The sequence below is a fragment of the Microcoleus sp. PH2017_12_PCY_D_A genome, from assembly GCF_020738565.1.
GTDB lineage: Bacteria > Cyanobacteriota > Cyanobacteriia > Cyanobacteriales > Microcoleaceae > Microcoleus.
Map to the genome: position 1 here is coordinate 46,964 of NZ_JAEQCI010000036.1, position 18,244 is coordinate 65,207.

Consider the following 18,244-nt stretch of genomic DNA (forward strand, 5'->3'; position numbering starts at 1 on the left):
AAACCCGGTTTCTTTGGTGGGAGGCCAGGCCCCAGAAACCGGGTTTTTTCCGAAATACTTGGCTACAACCCACAGATTCGGGCAAAAACCCGGTTTCTTGGATTATCGATCGCCACTAACTCCCTCCAATCGCAGGAAATGCACCCGGCCCGATCTATCGCCCGCTACAACTGTCACTCCATCAAGCGCGATCGCACAGCAATTGAACTCATGTTCTCCGCTGAAACTAGCAACCTCTTTGCCGATAAGCAGATCCCAGACTTTGAGGGTGTTATCCGATGAACCGGAAACCGCTATTTTGCCGTTAGGGGCGATTGCGACTGCATTTACCAACCAAGTATGACCGATGAGAGTTTTCAGTTTGATGCCTTTGTCAAGATCCCAGAGTTTCAAGGTTTTATCTCCTGAAGCTGAAACCGCTTCTTTGCCGTTGGGGGCGATCGCCACTGCTCTTACCCAGTTACTATGACCGATGAGAGTTTTGAGTTGTCTGCCTGTCTCGGTGTCCCAGATTTTCAGGCTATGATTCGAGAATGCGGAAATCGCTATTTTGCCATCGGGTGCGATCGCCACTGCATATACATCGGAACTATAACCAGTGAGAGTTTTGAGTTGTCTGCCTGTCTCGGTGTCCCAGATTTTCAAGGTATGATCCCAAAAAACGGAAATCGCTGTTTTTTCGTCGAGTGCGATCGCCACTGCATTTACCCAGTCGCTATGAACCGTGAGAGTTTTCAGTTCTGAGCCTGTCTCGGTGTCCCAGATTTTTAGGGTACGATCCGAGGATGCAGAAATCGCTGTTTTTCCGTCGCGCCCGATGGCTACTGCATTTACAGAGTCACTATGACCCGTGAGAGTTTTGAGTTGTCTCCCTGTCTCGGTGTCCCATATTTTCAGTGTACGATCCGAAGATGCGGAAATCGCTGTTTTTCCGTCGCGTGCGATCGCCACTGCTCTTACCCAGTTACTATGACCGATGAGAGTTTTGAGTTGTCTCCCTGTCTCGGTATCCCACATTTTCAGGGTGTTATCATTTGAAGCGGAAATCGCTGTTTTTCCGTCGTGTGCGATCGCCAGTGCTAGTACCTCACGACTATGACCCGTGAGAGTTTTCAGTTCTGAGGCTGTCTCCGTGTCCCAAATTTTGAGGGTACGATCCCAGGATGCGGAAATCGCTGTTTTTCCGTTGGGTGCGATCGCCACTGCTCTTACCGAGTCACTATGACCGGTGAGAGTTTTGAGTTCCGAGCCTGTCTCGGTGTCCCAGATTTTCAGGGTTTTATCATCAGAAGCGGAAATCGCTGTTTTACCATCGGGCGCGATCGCCACTGCATTTACGTAACTATGACCGGTGAGAGTTTTGAGTTCCGAGCCTGTCTCGGTGTCCCAGATTTTCAGGGTTTTATCGTATGAAGCGGAAATCGCTGTTTTACCATCGGGCGCGATCGCCACTGCTGTTACCGACCCAGTATGACCGACAAGCGTCCGCAATGCCCCTTCATTTGCCCGCTCTAAATTAGCCTTCAAAGGCCGCAGCCAAGGACTATCTTTCCACTGCTTTGCCATCTCCAGCAACCCCTGAATCTGTGGCCTTTCAAAATAGAGTAACCTCCCCAACAATTGCCCAGCCAATTGCGTTTCATCCCTATCCAAAACGTGCGCCGACTTCCGAATTGCCCCTTGAATCAATTTCAGTGTTTCCGCTTGCTCCTCTGACAGCAAAACATCAGAAACTCTCGCTAAATTGTAATCCTCAATTAACGCTTGAACCCCGATCGCATCCAACTTCGCCTCAATAAAATCAAAATCCGTCAACAACTGATGCAGCCTTTCCCCTTGAACGCTCTCCACCAAATGCCCCGGCAGAGTTTCCAAAGCATAAAGCCGCTTTTCCGGCGACATTTTCCCCAAGTTTTGTTTAAACTTACTCATCGCCGTACAAATCCTCCCACAAATTATCAGAAATCGCCGTTTCGATATCCCGCAGCGACACCCCAGCTATCTGCACCACATCTTTGCGGTGCAGAAATCTTTGGAAACTCGCGTGATAGATACTGTAATCAGGAGAACGATCGCCGCTGCGCCGCAAAAACTGCTCCCAATCTTCCAGAACTTCCTGCACGTCTAAGGCATCTTCCTCAGCAAAATCCACCAAAATATCGCAAGAAACCGGCTTGCGAGTTTTAGTCAACAAATAAATAACCTTCAACTTCCGGCGGCGCAATTCTTTATCCTTAACCGCCATTTCCATCCGCGCCCAGTGCTTCTCATAATATCCTTCCAACTCCACAGGCAAATTGTTCAAAGTCACATCGCTGTACTTGCCGCTGTCGATATCATTCAGCACGTAACGGAGGTACATAAAATTATTCTGACTTTTTGCAGCCACCGCCGCCACAAACTGTTCCCGGCTCAAATTTTGACGGTTAATCCAATCCTGAATAGACGAACTATTGCTCGTGCGTTTTTCAATATAAGCCTTGACATCTTCCAGACTTTCTGAACTGAACTGCATCAAATCAAAAACCCGATGATTCGCGGGCATTGGCAGAGATTCCGGCCGCTTGGAAACAATAAAATAAACGTTATCGGGCAAAGCATCCGGCAAATAGAGGACATTGCTACCCCGCCCCTGCAAACTCAAATCCACTTCATCCAGCGCATCCACCACAAAAATCAACTTTTTGCCGTTCAACTTAGCGCTAACTTCCCCCAATAACCGCCCTAAAAAATTGCAATCTCTTGTCGCATTCTCCGGCAATTTTGGATGATTGAGTTTAAAGCCTTGAATTAACTGAGTGCAGGCATTTTCCAGGAATTGTTCGGCGCGGACAATGCCTTGAGATTGCGAGTTAAAATGGGCAACGCAGCGGCGCTTCAGCAGCAGCACGCACATTGCCATAATCGAACTTTTCCCGACACCCGGATCGGCTTCTAAAACAAAGTAACCTTTGGGATTTTGCTGCAAGAAGCGGCTGATTTCTTCAAATACAAATTTCCGGCCGGTAAAGTCTTGAACTTTATCATTAATAATCGTCTCGCACTCGTAGGGAAGTGGCAATCTGGGCGCGGAAGTATCAACTAATCTTTGCAACAAATCCTGGATTTGCCCTAAATCGGATCGGATGCCAAATTCGATCGCCTCCAGCCGCACCATGACTTGACAAATCTGCTGCTGACTGGCTACCGCCTCCAATTTATCGAGGATTTCGCCATTTTGCAGCCCCAAATCTTTGAGCTCGACCAAAGCAACTTGGTGCAGGTTCAACACCATCGCCGCAAACTTCTGCCCGCCAGTCTCCGCATCCTGTTTCAGCACTTCGCGAAACGCTTGCGGGAAAGTTGCGTGCAGTTTTTGCGCCGCAAACTGCACGATTTCACCATCGAAGGATTTGCCCTCAATCGCCGCGAATCCGCTGACAAAAATTCCCCAATCTTCCGCAGTCAATCCCGTAACTTCATCAAAATTATCAGCAGAAAAAATCTTAGTAAGTTGGTCTTCGGAAATCTTTAAAACACTTGACGAATCGGTAATTTCTGTGTTAATATTGAGCCAATATGTAATACTTTTCTCGGCTAATTCGTTGAGTGCTTTTTTATGGTCGGGCAAATGCTTGGATTTGGCAAGTTCTATTAATTCAGTCGATCGCGCCACGGACTTGAGAATATAGCCGATCGCCTCACCCGCCGCCCGAGTTAAATCGTGATTGTCCAGGATATGCTTATTCTTAGCCAAGCGATCGACTATATGGTTGCCTAGTTCCGCAGACACCATATCGCCAGCCAAACTAGCAGCAATCGTCGCTAAGGCAGAAACACCCACAACTGCGATCGGGCCGCCCATCATCGCGGCAGCAGCTTCAGATCCCGGCCCGCCGAGCACACTAGAAAGAACCTGGCCGACAGTCATCACCGCGCTGCATCCAACCAACCTAGTTTTAATATTTGCTAAATCTATCTGTGGCATAGAATTAAATATTTTTCTCACTTTGGCGTAGTTTAGCGCGGCGAGAGAATTGCTACAAGGTAGAAATGTGCAAAAAGGTCGTGGTGTCAACAAACGGGTTAAACCCTCAGTCCGGCGGGGGTTCAAACCCCCGCCTCAAAGCGAAAGTCCTTTTTAGAGGACTCAAGAACTCATTAGTCCTATGCAAGAGGACTTTCGCTATTAGCCAGGGGTTGAAACCCCTGGCGGCCTTTTCGGCTAAGCAGTCTTTCCCGCTAAGTTGTAAATTTCACCCAACTACAAAACAGCAGCAACTGTTGCCATCAGCAACCCTTGAAACAATTTCATCCCATCAGTTTCCCCCAACATCGGATCGGATGCCCTCTCAGGATGCGGCATCATTCCTAACACATTTCCCTGACGATTGCAAATCCCGGCAATATTATTTAACGAACCGTTGGGATTCCCCGCAGCGCTAATTTCTCCGGCACTCGTACAGTAGCGAAACAGCACTCGATCGCCATCTTCTAACTCGGCCAAAGTATCCGCATCGGCATAATAGTTTCCTTCACCGTGAGCAATGGGAAGATCGATGATTTCACCAGAAGTATAGGCGGAAGTCCAAGGAGTGTTACCGCGTTCGACTTTCAACGAAGTGCGATCGCAAATAAAATGCAATCCCGCATTCCGCACCAGGGCACCGGGGAGCAAACCAGCTTCAGTCAGCACCTGAAAACCGTTGCAGATGCCGAGTACAAGCTTTCCTTGTTTCGCGTGTTCCGCCGTAGCCTGCATCGCTGGAGAAAAACGGGCGATCGCACCGCACCGCAAATAATCTCCATAACTGAAACCGCCGGGAACTACAATGATGTCAATATCCGAAATATCGGTATCTTCGTGCCAAATCATCCGCGTCGGTTGGTGCAGTAACCCTTGAGTTACCCACACCACATCGCGATCGCAATTTGAACCCGGAAAAACAATAACTCCAAATTTCATAAGCAGATGTTGAAGGAAGAGGGAAGAGGGAAGAAGGAAGAAGGAAGAGGTGTCAACTTAAGACTTAAATCCTCTGTTTCTTTTGTTTGTATCGAAGCCTAGATCCCCCTAAATCCCCCTTAAGAAGGGGGACTTTGAGTGTTCCGAGTTTCTTTCTTTTTAAGACAGACTTTAAAAACTCTTGTCCCCCCCTTAAGAAGGGGGGTTAGGGGGGATCGAATTTATATCTTTAACAGACACTCTGAACGCTCTTGTCTCCCCCTTAATAAGGGGGGTTAGGGGTATCCAATTTATACCTGTAAGAGAGACTCTGAACGCTCTTGTCCCCCCCTTATTAAGGGGGGTTAGGGGGGATCGCACTTAAGCCCCTATTGTCTCAACAGGTACAGCAATTTCAGTCAAATCAAAGCGATAATTCTCAATAACTGGATTCGCTAAAAGTTGGTCGCAAACGCGATCGAGTTGTTCGCGGGCCTGGGCCTCATCAGCAGCAGTCAGCGTCAATTCAACGTACTTTCCGATCCGCACGCGCTCCACATTGTCGTAGCCCATGTGTTGCAAACCAGACTGTACGGCAGTGCCGGCGGGATCTAAAACCGAAGGGCGGAGGGTAACATAGATTTGGGCAAGATATTTCTGAGTCACGGGAAATGTTGCGGTAGGTGATGTGCAAGTTAGCGCCATTGTATTCTACAACCAGGCTGCGCGCGATCGCCATTTGCACAGCCCCCAAGTAAGATAGCCTAGAAATAGGGACAAATGTGATTCCAGCAGACTACACAAAAAAATTATGAGAACCAACCGCACCCGCAGTCAGGAGCGTATTTTAAACTTGCTCAAGACCTTAAATCGATCGCTCTCAGCGCAAGATATCTACCTAGAACTGCGTAACAGCGACCAAAGCATGGGCTTAGCAACAGTTTACCGCTCCCTCGACGGTTTAAAGCGGGAGGGCTTCGTTCACGTCAGAACCCTTGCTAGCGGTGAGTCTCTCTACGGTGCCGCCCACCAAGACCAACATCACCTCACTTGTCTCGAATGCGGTGCGTCTATTACGATCGACGAATGCCCCGTCCACCACTTAGAAGGCCAACTGCAACAATCTCACTCTTTCAAGATTTATTATCACACATTGGAATTTTTCGGATTGTGCGATCGGTGTACTCTCGCTCAAGAATCTTAGAGAAGGAAGAAGGAATAAGGAAGTTCGGCAACGGATTCTGTAACGGATGTAACGGATGTAACAGATGGAAGTCCGATGTCCGTCGTTCGAGGGAAGTCGGAAGAAGGAAGAAGGAAGAAGATACTTACTCGGCGATTGAAATCGCTGCTATACAAACGATTTCAATCGCCGTTTCTTTCTTTCTTTCTTTTTGTGCAGTTGCGATTTCAACCGCCCTTTCTATTTGTTCACCTCATTATTATTCGCTTCCCCAACGATCGATCGCAATCCTTCCATCGTAGCCGGGATACTGCGCGGATCCATAAACATCACCTTGCTGCTGTCGCTGCTGCCAATTTTTAAGCCCATATCCAGATAGTTTTGAGCTAACAAAAACTGTAAAGCTTCCCGCGCATTGGCGTCATTTTGCAGAGTTTTGCCGATAATTTGCAAAGCCTCAGAAGTAGCTTGAGCTTTCAAAACCTGACTTTGGCGTTCTGCTTGCGCTTTTAGGACGATCGCCTTTTGTTGAGCTTCCGCCTCCAAAATAGTCGCTTTTTGCCGTGCTTCCGCATCCAAAACCTGCGCTTCCGCCTTACCTTTGGCGCTGTTAACTGCTGACTCGCGTTCGCCTTCGGATGTCAGAATTGCAGCTCGTTTTCGGCGATCGGCTGCCATCTGCAATTCCATCGATTCCTGTACAGTTTTAGAAGGGATAATATCGCGCAATTCCACCCGCGTTACTTTCACTCCCCAAGGATCGGTCACAATATCTAAATCTCTGAGCAAGATTTCATTAATTTGAGAACGGGCTGTAAACGTTTGTTCGAGGTCGAGTTGACCCATTTCGGCGCGAATTTGAGTCAGCACCATATTCACCATTGCTGACTGAAGATTTTCGACTTTGTAACAGGCTTTTTCCAAGTCCACAATCCGCCAGTAAACCACAGCATCTACGGTGAAGGAAACGTTATCGCGCGTGATACAAGCTTGCGGCGGAATATCTAAGACTTTTTCGCGAATTGTTTGTTCGTAAACTACGCGATCGAGAAACGGTGTGACAAAATTCAAACCTGGTTCGAGTTTCTTGCCGCTGTATTTTCCTAAAGTTTCCACCAGCGCTTCATTTCCCTGATTGATAATCTTGACGGAACCTGCGATGGCCGATCCGCCCAGTGCCAAAAATACGAGTAAAAAAAGTTGTTCCACGGTCGTCTCCTATAAATAATGTTGACTGTTGACTGTTTCTTGATTGTTAACTGTAGTTTGGGACGCACTCCCAACAAATAAACGGGTTTCTTAACTCTCCCAAGAAGGTTTTCAGCAAGTATGGGCTAATAAACCCGGTTTCTGGTCTCCAGTCCAAGACTAAACTGTTAACTAATGACTGATATCATGTCCGCTAAATTACCTGTCATCAAAACGGTTTGATCGTTCGGACTTTAGTCCGCATAATCCAGAGGACTAAAGTCCGAACGATCAAACCAATTTGATTACGATTGTGGCTGCAGACCTGATATGATGACTAATGACTAATCACTAACTACTAATTTTCTGCGAGCGATTTCGCATTTTGTTTAAGAATGCAATAAATTTTCGGGTAAAACTATCAGAGTAGTGCCTTTCCTGCCGACGACAATGACATTTTGGTTGGGGGGGATGGCGGTAGAAGTGTCTTCGCAGCGAGCTTGCCAAGAATTCCCCTCATAAATCACTCGCCCCGATTCTCCTGGGAGAATTTCTGTTAAAGTTTTAGCTTCGTCAGAATCTGCGATCGCCCATGCCTTGCCTTTTGGTATCAATCGCCGGGACAGCAGCACAAAAACTGTCGAAAATACCATCCACAGGAATATTTGTAAATTAACGTAAGGTAAAACTAGAGAGCATCCAGCGACGGCGAAGGCACTCAGTCCCAGGATAAAAGCAACAAAAGCAGTGGGGAGAAATAGCTCTGCCAAACAGAGCAAAGCCCCAACTAGCAACCAAAGGAGCGTGGGAGTCCAGAACATAAAAAGAATTGGTGATACTATAAAATATCTTAGATTTGAAATTTGAGATGTAACAATTGCGAACAACTGAGTTTGCAAGGGTTTGCGAGTTGCTAGCCCTTGGAGAGCGAAAAATCGTGTCGCAGTAACAGGTTGAGCCTGCAACCACCGGGCTGCAAGTTCGATCGCACTCAAACTCAGAGTTTTAGCTAGGCAGACGGGAATCCCCATACCATACCGCCTCGGTTGGTATGGGATAACAGGCCAGTGAAGGGACGATTCCACCCGCCACAAGACACGAAGCATTCTGGTAGTGAGCGATCGCGGGTGGATGTTGTCGCCCACAAATTCCTTGCTTTTGGCAATGTTCTTTGCTATCGTAGTCTTAGAGCAATTCTACAAGCAATCTAAGTATCTGATTAAAAGCTGTCGTGTTAAAAGCTGTCAAAATCCGCATCTATCCAACTGTTGCCCAGCAAGCTCACCTTGCTCAGGCTTTCGGTTGTGTGCGCTGGGTCTGGAATCAGTCTTTGGCTACGATGAGTGCCACCTACCAAGAAACAGGCAGGGGCGTTACGGCAATGACAATGAAGAAGTTCATACCTTTATGGAAAGCTGAATATAAATGGTTGTCTGAGTGTTACTCACAATGCCTTCAACAGTCAGTTTTAAATCTAGGTGTGGCTTTTGGCAACTTCTTTGATGGTCGAGCAATGTATCCGACATTCAAGAAACGCCAAGGAAAACAGTCAATCCAGTATCCTCAAAATGTCACAGTCTTGAGCGATCGCGAGATTAAGTTTCCGGGTAAGTTGGGTACTGTCATAGCGAAGGTTCATCGAGATATTGAGGGTAAAGTCAAAACTGTGACTGTCTCCAAAAATTCTGATGGTAGATACTTTGCTTCGATGCTGGTAGATGATGGGATTGAATGTCCAGAACCTAGTTCTGAGGGCAAACTAATCGGTCTAGATCTAGGCCTAACTGATTTTGCTGTTACATCTGACGGCTCGAAGTATCAGCATCCTAGAGCGACAAAGAAATATGAGAAGAATCTAGCCCGCAAGCAAAAAAAGCTAGCCCGTAAAAAGGACAAAACAACTAAGAACCGGCGCAAAGCAAAGCTTGCGGTAGCCAAGGTTCATTCTAAAATTAAAAGAGTCCGCGAAGATTTTTTACACAAACTATCGCGCAAGATAGTAGACGAAAACCAAGTCATAGTAGTAGAAAATCTGGCAGTAAGAAACCTGGTCAAAAACCACTGCCTAGCTTCATCAATCTCTGATGCTGGCTGGGGGATGTTCTGTACTATGCTCAAGTACAAAGCCGAAATGGTGGGTAAAATTTATCTAGAAATAGGTAGATTCTTTGCCTCAACTCATCTTTGCTCTAATACTTTGAAACTACTGCCCTCAATGGATCTATCAGTGCGTGCATTTGATTGCCCTCACTGCGGCCAAAGACACGACAGAGACATTAACGCGGCGATAAATATCAAAAATGAAGGTTTGCGATTATTGGCGTTGGGAACCAGCGTTATTGCTCCTGAAGGCTATGTAAGACCAAAGCAGTATGGACGCAAGTCTACTACTGTAGCGGCTGTGGTTGTTGAAGGGAGAAGCCCCCGTCATAGCGGTACTCCGCTTGACGGTGGGTAGTTCACTAGCTTAAATTACAATTTTAGCCGGTGTCCACCGGCAGCAACTACAATTTCTCGTGCCCCAAAGGCAGTTAAGAAATTGATAGGGGCTAAAATCAGTTTATTCTCAAGTTCCTGAATTTGAGCGTGGCAATCATATATCTTCAGAATGTTTTTACACAAACTATTTCGATATGATCAGTAGTTTCTCCGAACCGATTTATTGCCCGAATCTGAGCTGTCCCGAACCGCGCAATAGCTTTGGCAGCCAGAAGTGTGCAGCTTGCGAAACCGATTTAATTTATCGCTATTTGTGGGCGGTGGGCCCCGCAGTCGATGAAGTGCCGACGGGTAAGGTAATCGCCGATCGATATTTTGTCATTGCACCCCAAATCTGGCTCGACAGTCGTCCGTCTATCCCTCCGGGCGTCCCCGAACAACTGCCGGATAGGATTATGCCTTACCTGCATTTGTATCCCCAGCGGCTGCATACCCCCGAAGTATACGGCTTTTGTTCCCTGGGGGAAGCAGCAGAAGCCACAGAGGTGCTGTTGTTGGAAAATGTGCCGGTCAATAATTTCGGTAGCCTTTATCCTTCTATTCTACAAGCTTGGGCTCAGACAAGTGCCGCGCGCCAAGTTTACTGGCTGTGGCAAATGCTCCAACTGTGGACGCCGCTTTCGGAACAGGGAGTCGCTGCGAGTTTGCTGGTACCGGAAAATTTGCGCGTGGAAGGTTGGCGGGTGCGTCTTTTAGAACTGCATCGGGGTAATTTTGTACCGACGCTGAAGGATTTGGGAGATGTGTGGTCTGGTTTGGTGGAATCGGCAAGGCCTGAGGTACAGTCGAAACTATCCGAGATTTGTGTATTTATGCGCCGCAGCAGCATGAATTTAGATGCGATCGCCCTGGAACTCAACGATTTACTATTAGAACAAGCTGCAAAATTGCCCCTGCATTTAGAAGTAGTCGGCATCACCGATACCGGGCCGCAGCGCACCCACAATGAAGATAGTTGCTATCCGACTGCTGCTGATTTTCAATCGCTCAAAACAGGCGGAAACGACAAACTAATTCCTTACTTGACAATGGTTTGCGACGGCGTTGGAGGCCACGAAGGAGGAGAAGTTGCCAGTCAATTAGCCGTGCAGTCACTGAAAGCTTTAATCCAAAATTTGCTCGCCGAAATCGCCGAACAAGAAGAGTTAATGGCCCCAGTAATGGTCATCAAACAACTTGAAGAAATAGTGAAAGTTGTGAATAATGTGATTTCTGCTCAAAATAACGAGCAGGGAAAAGAGTTGCGCGAGCGCATGGGAACCACTTTGATAATGGCCCTCCAGTTGCCTCAAAAAGTGAAAGTTTCCCAGGATGTACCGGCGAATAACAGTCACGAACTTTATCTAGTTAATGTTGGAGACAGCCGCGCCTATTGGATTGGCAACAATTACTGTCAGCGGCTGACTGTGGACGACGATGTGGCCTCAAGGGAAGTACACCTAGGACACAGTTTATACTGGGAGACTCAATTGCGATCGGATGCCGGAGCCCTGACTCAAGCCTTGGGCACGCGGGACGGCGATTTCCTGCGCCCGACGATTCAGCGATTTATTGTCGAAGAGGAAGGCTTGCTGCTGCTGTGCTCCGACGGTTTGAGCGACAACGACTGGGTAGAGCAATCTTGGCAAAATTACGGCCCCGAGGTACTTGAGGGCAAAATGTCCTTGGAAGCCGCTGCTGTCTCTTGGGTTCGCCTCGCCAACGAGAAAAATGGTTACGATAACACTTCTGTGGTGGTGACTCACTGTCGGATGTCGCCGGAGAAAGTGGTACTGTTCGATACGGCGTCGGCACCCTCGGTGTCGCCGTCGATATCGCTACCCATGTCACCCTCGGTGTCGCTGCCGGTGCCACCCTCGGTGTCAGGTTCGGCATCCCTCCAGAAGACGGGGAGGATGCCAGAATCTCAGCTTTCTGAATCCTCCAAACAGTTGCTTTACCCGGAAACTGCCCCCGCCTCGGAACCAGTTCAAAAACAGAAGCCCAATCGCTTGGGGCCAATGTTGGGACTGTTGGTGCTGATGCTAGTCTTCGCGGGTTTAGGTTTGTGGGTGCGCGGCCTCCAAAACCCGAACCCCGAGCCGGAACAACTGCCGCCACCGCCGGAAACTACCGCCCCAACTCCTGCGGATATTCCCTCCCCGGGTGCCGATATTCCCTCAAACGGTGCCGAGAGTCCCTCGCCCTCCCCAGAATCAACTCCTGCCGAGATTCCCGCGCCCTCCCCAGAATCAACTCCTCCAGAAATTCCCGCGCCCGGGGCCGAGATTCCCTCGCCATCACCCCAGTAAAGGAGAGCGAATTCAGCAGGAGGTTTCAACAAATACAGATACTTTCCGGGGGCACGGCGACTCGAACGCTGTCGCCAATTTTGTGCCGCTGCAAGTCATCTCTGTGCAAGTTTTGTCGGCGAAGGGCGATCGAGCTTTTAGCAGTCAGGCGCACCGTATAGCGCGTGTCAGTGCCAATATAAATCGCCTCTTCAACTACTCCCGGCCAGCTATGTTCAGCCTCATAATTAGCCGGATAAATAGCAGCTTTTTCCGGCCGCAACACCAGAGTAACAACTTTCCCAGCGGGCAAATTTTCTGATGTTGCAACTAACACGGGCAACTGCTGGTCAACCAACACGATTATTTTACCCTGTTGCTTTTCTACTACTCGCCCGGTTAAAAAATTGCTGTCCCCAATAAAATCAGCCACAAACCGCGTTTTAGGATATTCATAAATATCAACAGGCGTCCCGACTTGTTGCAGTTTTCCTCCCTCCATCACTGCAATTCTGTCCGACATTGTGAGAGCTTCTTCTTGGTCGTGAGTTACATAAATAAACGTAATCCCCAATTGGCGCTGCATCTTTTTTAATTCTAATTGCATCTCTTTACGCAACTTCAAATCCAGCGCTCCTAGGGGTTCATCCAACAGCAAAACAGAAGGCTCTTTGACCAACGCCCTCGCCAGCGCTACTCGCTGCTGCTGTCCCCCTGACAGTTGGCGGGGATAGCGTTTTTCTACATCCGTTAACTGTACTAATCCTAAAGCTCCCGCCACGCGATCGCGAATTGTTTGCGGAGGCAAATTCTCCATTTCCAACCCAAATGCAGCATTTTGTGCTACAGTCATGTGCGGAAATAAAGCATAATTTTGAAATACCGTATTCACAGGGCGGTGAAATGGCGGGCGATTTTGCATCGGTTGGCCGTGAATGTAAATTTCGCCCGCTGTGGGAGTTTCAAAACCCGCTATCATTCGCAAAGTTGTAGTTTTGCCGCAGCCGGAAGGCCCCAGCAAAGAAAAGAATTCGCGATCGCCAATTTGCAGGTTAATGTTGTCTACAGCCAAGAAATCTTGACTGCGAGCGCTTTTAAATACTTTGGAAACGTCTAAAATTTCGACGGCGTGCATTATTATCTATCCTAGTAGGGTGCGGAACGCGATTAGTTTATTGTTATGCATTTTAATTTAATTTTGGGGCGGCGTCGGAGCAACAGCCCACAAGTTATTGTAGGGTGCGCCAGGGCTGAATATGACGACCATCTACTGAATAATTTTGTCCCTGACGCACCCTACAGTTAGTTACTGAATAATTTTCTCCCTGACGCACCCTACAGTTAGTTACTTACTATATAACCACGCTCAGAGGGCTGAAGCCCAACAACGTACCTCATCTTTCGCTTGAAAGACTATAATCAAACTCTTTCTTGTGGGGCGATGCTCTGAGCATCACCCCAAATATGCAATTTAAATGTGAAACAGCTTACTTTCCAGCTCCTGCTTTAACTTCCGTCGAAGCTCCATCGTACAATGCGGTTGCTTTGCCAACATCTTGCAAGAATTTCATCTTACCAAAAATCTCAGCCGGCGGATAAATTTGGGGATTATTCAAATCTTTCGGGTCAATTAAACCTTTGTCTATTGCTGCTTTATTTGGCGAGCCATAGTGGGTAAAATTGGAAATTTTAGCACCTACTTCAGGCTGCAAAATGAAGTTAATAAATTTATGGGCTAACTCTTTGTGAGCCGCATCTTTGGGAATTGCCATGTTGTCAGAAAAAATGATTGTTCCTTCTTTGGGAATAGCGTAGCGGAGATTGAGATTCTCTTTCATCACCTGAAAAATATCACCGCTCCATTCCATTGTCAGATTAACTTCTCCTTGATCTAGCAGAGTTTGACCCGTGTCGGGGACAAAAGCGGCAATGATATTTTTATTTTTAATCAGCAAGTCGCGGGCTTTGTTAATTTCTTCGGGATTAGTTGTATTGGGGTCAAATCCTAAATACATTAAAACTGCGGCAAAAGTGTATCGGGCATCATCTTGCCATGCTATTTTTCCCGTATATTTAGGATCGAACATCGCCCCCCAACTGTTAATTTCGCCCTTGGTTGCTTTGATGTTGTAGCCAATGCCCATTGTTCCCCACTGATAAGGCAACGAATATTTATTGCCAGGGTCAAATGTTTGGTTGATAAATCTCGAATCCAGATTTGTTTGGTTAGGAATTTTTGGCAAATCTAACGGCTCAATTATATTATCTGCTGCCATGATTTTCACCATGTAATCAGCGGGAAATATTACATCGTAACCTGGATTTCCCTGTTTTAGTTTGGCATAGAGTGCGTCGCTGTTCTCGAAAGTGTCGTATTGAATTTTAACATTGTTCTCTTTCTCGAATTGGGCGATCGCTTCTGGAGCGACATAAGTTGCATAATTGTAAATGCTGAGCACTTGCTGCGGGTTGCTACCTATGCGGTTACAGCCGAAAACCACCGTTGCACTCATCACAAACAAAAGTAAGAAAGTCAGCAGGCGTTTCATGGGTTTTGTTAGTTGTACGCGACATTAATTATGACACAAAAAGCAATTGTTTCAACTTTTTTGAACTCTTAGCGATGATACAACCAGCAACAAGGAAGCCAACAACATCAAAGTTGAGATCGCATTAATTGCTGGCGTCACTGCAAATTTTATCATGCCGTAAACCAATAGCGGCAGAGTCATGGAACCGACGCCGGTGGTAAAGAATGTCACGACAAAATCGTCCAGCGACAAAGTAAAAGCCAGCAGTGCTGCGCTGAAAATACCTGGCCAAATTAGAGGGAAAGTAATCCGCCAAAAAGTCCAACCTTCGTTAGCGCCCAAGTCAAAGGCTGCTTGTTCTAATTGAGGATCGAGTTCGGCTAAACGCGCCCTGACGGTAATCGTTACGAATGAAATATTAAAGACAACGTGACCGATAATTACTGTAGGTAAGCCGAGATTGAGGCGGATTCCCGTGAGATTTTCTACGATCCGAAATGCGAGGGTAAAGAAAACTAGCAGCGAAATGCCGATCGTAATTTCGGGCATAATCACCGGCAAAAACAGCAAAGCTTCCACTGCTTTGCGTCCCGGAAAATGAAAGCGTTCCAGCGCTAGCGCGAGCATGGTACCGAAAATAGTCGCTACAACCGTCGAAATAGCTGCAATTAGCAAGCTATTGCTAAGTGCTGGCAAAATTCCGGCGCTGCTGCTGGTAGCAATCGTCGCACCTGCATTGCTAAACAAGCTGCTGTACCAATCGAGGGTAAAACCGCGCCAAACTGCGTTAAATTTGGAAGCATTGAAGGAGTAAATAATTAAGATGAGAATTGGCAAGTAGAGAAAGGCAAATGCTAGGGCTGCTTGTACCCAAAGCCACTTTTTGGCGATCGCCCGAACAAATAAATCTAGTTTTGTTTTAGTCATCAGTCAATAGTCATTGGTCATTGGTCATTAGTCATTATTAGTAGGGTGCGCAGTGCGCACCTCGGTGCGCAGTGCGCACCCTACTAAACGTGGGGTGCGCTGCGGGCACCGCTTATTGAGTTTCGTCGGAGACGCGGAAGTAAATTAAAACAGGAACTAATATGATTACCGTCAATAGCATAGAAAGCGCCGAACCAAAAGGCCAATCCCGAGATTTCATGAACTGATTTTGAATCAAATTTCCCACCATGATTGTTTTAGATCCGCCCAATATATCGGGTGTAATAAAAGCGCCGACTGCGGGAACAAACACGAGGATAGAACCCGCAACAATGCCGCGAGTTGTCAGCGGCAAAAATACGCGCCAAAAAGTCCGAATATCATTTGCACCTAAATCTTGAGCGGCTTCTATTAATGAAAAGTTGAAGCGTTCTATGCTAGAATATAAAGGCAGAACCATGAAAGGTAAATAGCCGTAAATCAGACCGATCGCCACAGCGAAAGGCGTAAACAGCAAGTTTAACGGTTCGGTAATTATTTGCAGGTTTTGCAGGGCTATGTTCACTACTCCTTCGCTTCGCAGCAGAATGATCCAGGCGTAGGTTCTCACTAAAAAGTTAGTCCAAAATGGAATAATTATCAGCAAAAGCAAGGCATTTCGCCAGCGGGGAGGACGGGTGGCGATGAAAAATGCTAGGGGATAGCCGACTAACAAGCAAGCGGTGGTTGTGAGAAAAGCTAAAAAGAGCGATCGACCAATTACCCCTAAAAAAACCCAGCTAAACAAACGCTGGTAGTTACTGAGAGTAAATACCCAAGTAACGCCGCCGTAGGTACCGCGCTCTAAGAAACTGTACAACAGTACAATTAGCACCGGCAGAATGAAGAAAACGATCAGCCATGCGCTGGCGGGAAATAATAACAGCAACAGGTTATACAGTTTTCTATGTTCGCTGTTCGATTTTCGATTGGGAAAGAGCGATTTCATCAGGGTGTTTGGCTACCCGTGCGTATAGGACTAATAATCCCACACATTTTATATCAAATCCGCAGGTCAAGCCGCAGCATTTATCTAGGGGTAGAATTTGGGCTTTTGCTTTCGGGCGAGGGTAATTGGCGGTTTAAGTCAACATTCAAGTTTTCGCGGCGGAATTGGAAGCGGAAAACGACTTTGCGATCGCCCGCTGCATTTTGAGTCGGATTCGCGTCTAATTCTCCCCGTCCCGAAACTAATACTTTCTGCTGCAATTCGGCTTTTTTAGGAAAATTAACCTCATCGGAAAACATATAATTAGAAACAGCTAAAGCCCTACGCAAACTCAGTTCCAAATTTTTTGGATCGGAACCTGCGGAACTTGTATGTCCTTCGATGACAACGCGAGAAATTTGTTTTTCAAACTGTTTGTTAGCAAAAAGCACTTGGCTGTAAATGGGAATGAAGGCTTGGAGAAACTTTTTTCCTTCGGGTTTGAGGACGGAACTGTTATTATCAAACAAAATGCGATCGCGAATGCTGACATCTCCGGTTCCGGGGTCAACAGTAAAAATATCTTTGTCTCCAATTTTTCCTTCTAAAGCATTGACAATAATTTGTGGCAGTCCTTCAAAAGCCTTTTGATATTGCTGCAATTCCTGCCGCAGTTTTTCCACCTGAAGGATTTTCTCATCGAGCCTTTTCGCCTTTTCGCTGAGTTGAATTTGGACGGTGATGAACAGGAGGGCGAATAACATCAGCAAGCCGGACATTAAATCGCCGATCGAGAGCAGTACGCTGGAGTCTTCCTCTTCTTCTATTTCCGGTGCATTGTCTAAATCTGATAAATTTCTCATTTTTGTAATTTAATTAGTTTGTAGTGAGGACTAAAGTCCTCTCTCATTAGAAGGACTAAAGTCCTTACTACGAAGGTTTGTAGTGAGGACTTTAGTCCTCAACCTATTGCTAAATATTGTCCCAAGTGCGACCATAGTCTCTAACTGGATATTGAGTCCACAAATGATGCACCCATTCCCGTCCATAATATTGTAAATACCAGTGAATACTACTTTGAGCGTAATCATAAGGAGACTTTACCCATAGGTGTTTGACAGGATTGTTGTGGATATAATTCAGCGTTGTATAGTAATGGCGTTCCGAACGAATAGCTCTATCACTGTAACTATACCAAACTGTTCGACCACCTGTAGCTCCATCTTCAAGATTCCATTGACGAGAGGTTGCGCCATGAACCGAATGAAATAATTTACTTAAATCGTTAAAGTCCGCAACCTGCACCAAAAGATGATAGTGATTGGGCAATACAACCCATGCCAGTATTTCCATACCTTTAGTTACAAATGCCTCAAATAGCCGATCTAGAAGTTGCTGGCGGCGGGATGTATCTACCATGTAATACTTATGTTCGTAACAAGTGGCTGTCAGCAGGTAAAAAGTGCGATCGCGTATTAGATGTGGTGGTCTATGGGGTGGGTAGCCTTTGGCTAAGCGTTGTCTAACTAATTCAGCACGTTGTTCTGGTGTTAGCATCCGGTACTCGTACATGATATTTTGATTTTAAATTTTGTAGTAAGGACTTGAGCGATCATTATAAATATAATTATCCCTGGTTCGTAGTGTGGACTTCATTCCTTCTTTTTGCGGACTAAAGTCCACACTACCAACCTTTATCTGAGGTTCGTAGTGAGGACTTCAGTCCTTCTTTTTGCGGACTAAAGTCCACACTAC

Annotated in this window: 15 protein-coding genes; 3 read left to right on the forward strand and 12 right to left on the reverse strand. The window is 46.7% G+C overall.

Annotated features, from left to right (window positions below; genetic code table 11):
* Positions 1–102: 102 nt before the first annotated feature.
* The 4 genes from JGK39_RS11215 to purS form a co-directional block, all read right to left on the reverse strand.
* Complete coding sequence (locus JGK39_RS11215) at positions 103–1,932, reverse strand: hypothetical protein (protein WP_293249806.1); 1,830 nt, start codon at positions 1,930–1,932, stop codon at positions 103–105.
* Positions 1,925–3,967 carry an ATP-binding protein gene (locus tag JGK39_RS11220; protein WP_293249803.1) on the reverse strand — a complete coding sequence of 681 codons (2,043 nt, stop codon included), beginning with the start codon at positions 3,965–3,967 and terminating at the stop codon, positions 1,925–1,927. The genes JGK39_RS11215 and JGK39_RS11220 overlap by 8 nt, the downstream gene beginning before the upstream one ends.
* A gap of 276 nt (positions 3,968–4,243) precedes the next feature.
* Positions 4,244–4,945: a phosphoribosylformylglycinamidine synthase subunit PurQ gene (gene purQ / locus JGK39_RS11225; RefSeq protein ID WP_293249800.1), complete on the reverse strand. Its 702-nt coding sequence runs from the start codon at positions 4,943–4,945 to the stop codon at positions 4,244–4,246.
* Positions 4,946–5,305: 360 nt separating this feature from the next.
* Positions 5,306–5,590, reverse strand: a complete 285-nt coding sequence (gene purS / locus JGK39_RS11230) for a phosphoribosylformylglycinamidine synthase subunit PurS (RefSeq protein ID WP_293249934.1) — start codon at positions 5,588–5,590, stop codon at positions 5,306–5,308.
* A gap of 145 nt (positions 5,591–5,735) precedes the next feature.
* Between purS and JGK39_RS11235 the strand changes: the two genes are divergently transcribed.
* Complete coding sequence (locus tag JGK39_RS11235) at positions 5,736–6,128, forward strand: Fur family transcriptional regulator (RefSeq protein WP_293249797.1); 393 nt, start codon at positions 5,736–5,738, stop codon at positions 6,126–6,128.
* A gap of 219 nt (positions 6,129–6,347) precedes the next feature.
* On the opposite strand, the gene JGK39_RS11240 is transcribed toward JGK39_RS11235, so the two are convergent.
* Both JGK39_RS11240 and JGK39_RS11245 read right to left on the reverse strand, forming a co-directional pair.
* Positions 6,348–7,316, reverse strand: coding sequence for an SPFH domain-containing protein (locus tag JGK39_RS11240; protein ID WP_293249794.1), 969 nt, complete (start codon positions 7,314–7,316; stop codon positions 6,348–6,350).
* 368 nt (positions 7,317–7,684) lie between these two features.
* Positions 7,685–8,116: an NfeD family protein gene (locus JGK39_RS11245; protein WP_293249930.1), complete on the reverse strand. Its 432-nt coding sequence runs from the start codon at positions 8,114–8,116 to the stop codon at positions 7,685–7,687.
* Between the two features lie 410 nt (positions 8,117–8,526).
* Here JGK39_RS11245 and JGK39_RS11250 point away from each other — a divergent pair, with 410 nt between their 5' ends.
* Together JGK39_RS11250 and JGK39_RS11255 are read left to right on the forward strand one after the other, a co-directional pair.
* Positions 8,527–9,753: an RNA-guided endonuclease TnpB family protein gene (locus JGK39_RS11250; protein ID WP_293249791.1), complete on the forward strand. Its 1,227-nt coding sequence runs from the start codon at positions 8,527–8,529 to the stop codon at positions 9,751–9,753.
* Between the two features lie 175 nt (positions 9,754–9,928).
* Entirely contained in the window at positions 9,929–12,085 is a 2,157-nt protein-coding gene (locus JGK39_RS11255) for a protein phosphatase 2C domain-containing protein (protein ID WP_293249788.1), read from the forward strand.
* Positions 12,086–12,110: 25 nt separating this feature from the next.
* On the opposite strand, the gene JGK39_RS11260 is transcribed toward JGK39_RS11255, so the two are convergent.
* The 6 genes from JGK39_RS11260 to JGK39_RS11285 form a co-directional block, all read right to left on the reverse strand.
* On the reverse strand, positions 12,111–13,199 hold the full coding sequence (locus JGK39_RS11260) for an ABC transporter ATP-binding protein (RefSeq protein WP_293249785.1): 1,089 nt from the start codon (positions 13,197–13,199) through the stop codon (positions 12,111–12,113).
* Positions 13,200–13,551: 352 nt separating this feature from the next.
* The gene (locus JGK39_RS11265) at positions 13,552–14,613 is read right to left on the reverse strand and encodes a spermidine/putrescine ABC transporter substrate-binding protein (protein WP_293249782.1); all 1,062 of its coding nucleotides are present in this window, start codon (positions 14,611–14,613) and stop codon (positions 13,552–13,554) included.
* 51 nt (positions 14,614–14,664) lie between these two features.
* Entirely contained in the window at positions 14,665–15,522 is an 858-nt protein-coding gene (locus JGK39_RS11270) for an ABC transporter permease (RefSeq protein ID WP_293249779.1), read from the reverse strand.
* Positions 15,523–15,634: 112 nt separating this feature from the next.
* Positions 15,635–16,510, reverse strand: coding sequence for an ABC transporter permease (locus tag JGK39_RS11275; protein ID WP_293249776.1), 876 nt, complete (start codon positions 16,508–16,510; stop codon positions 15,635–15,637).
* Positions 16,511–16,590: 80 nt separating this feature from the next.
* Positions 16,591–17,352 (reverse strand): OmpA family protein, encoded by a 762-nt coding sequence (locus tag JGK39_RS11280; protein ID WP_293249773.1) that lies wholly within the window; start codon positions 17,350–17,352, stop codon positions 16,591–16,593.
* Positions 17,353–17,461: 109 nt separating this feature from the next.
* Positions 17,462–18,046, reverse strand: a complete 585-nt coding sequence (locus tag JGK39_RS11285) for a transposase (protein ID WP_293249770.1) — start codon at positions 18,044–18,046, stop codon at positions 17,462–17,464.
* Positions 18,047–18,244: the final 198 nt, after the last annotated feature.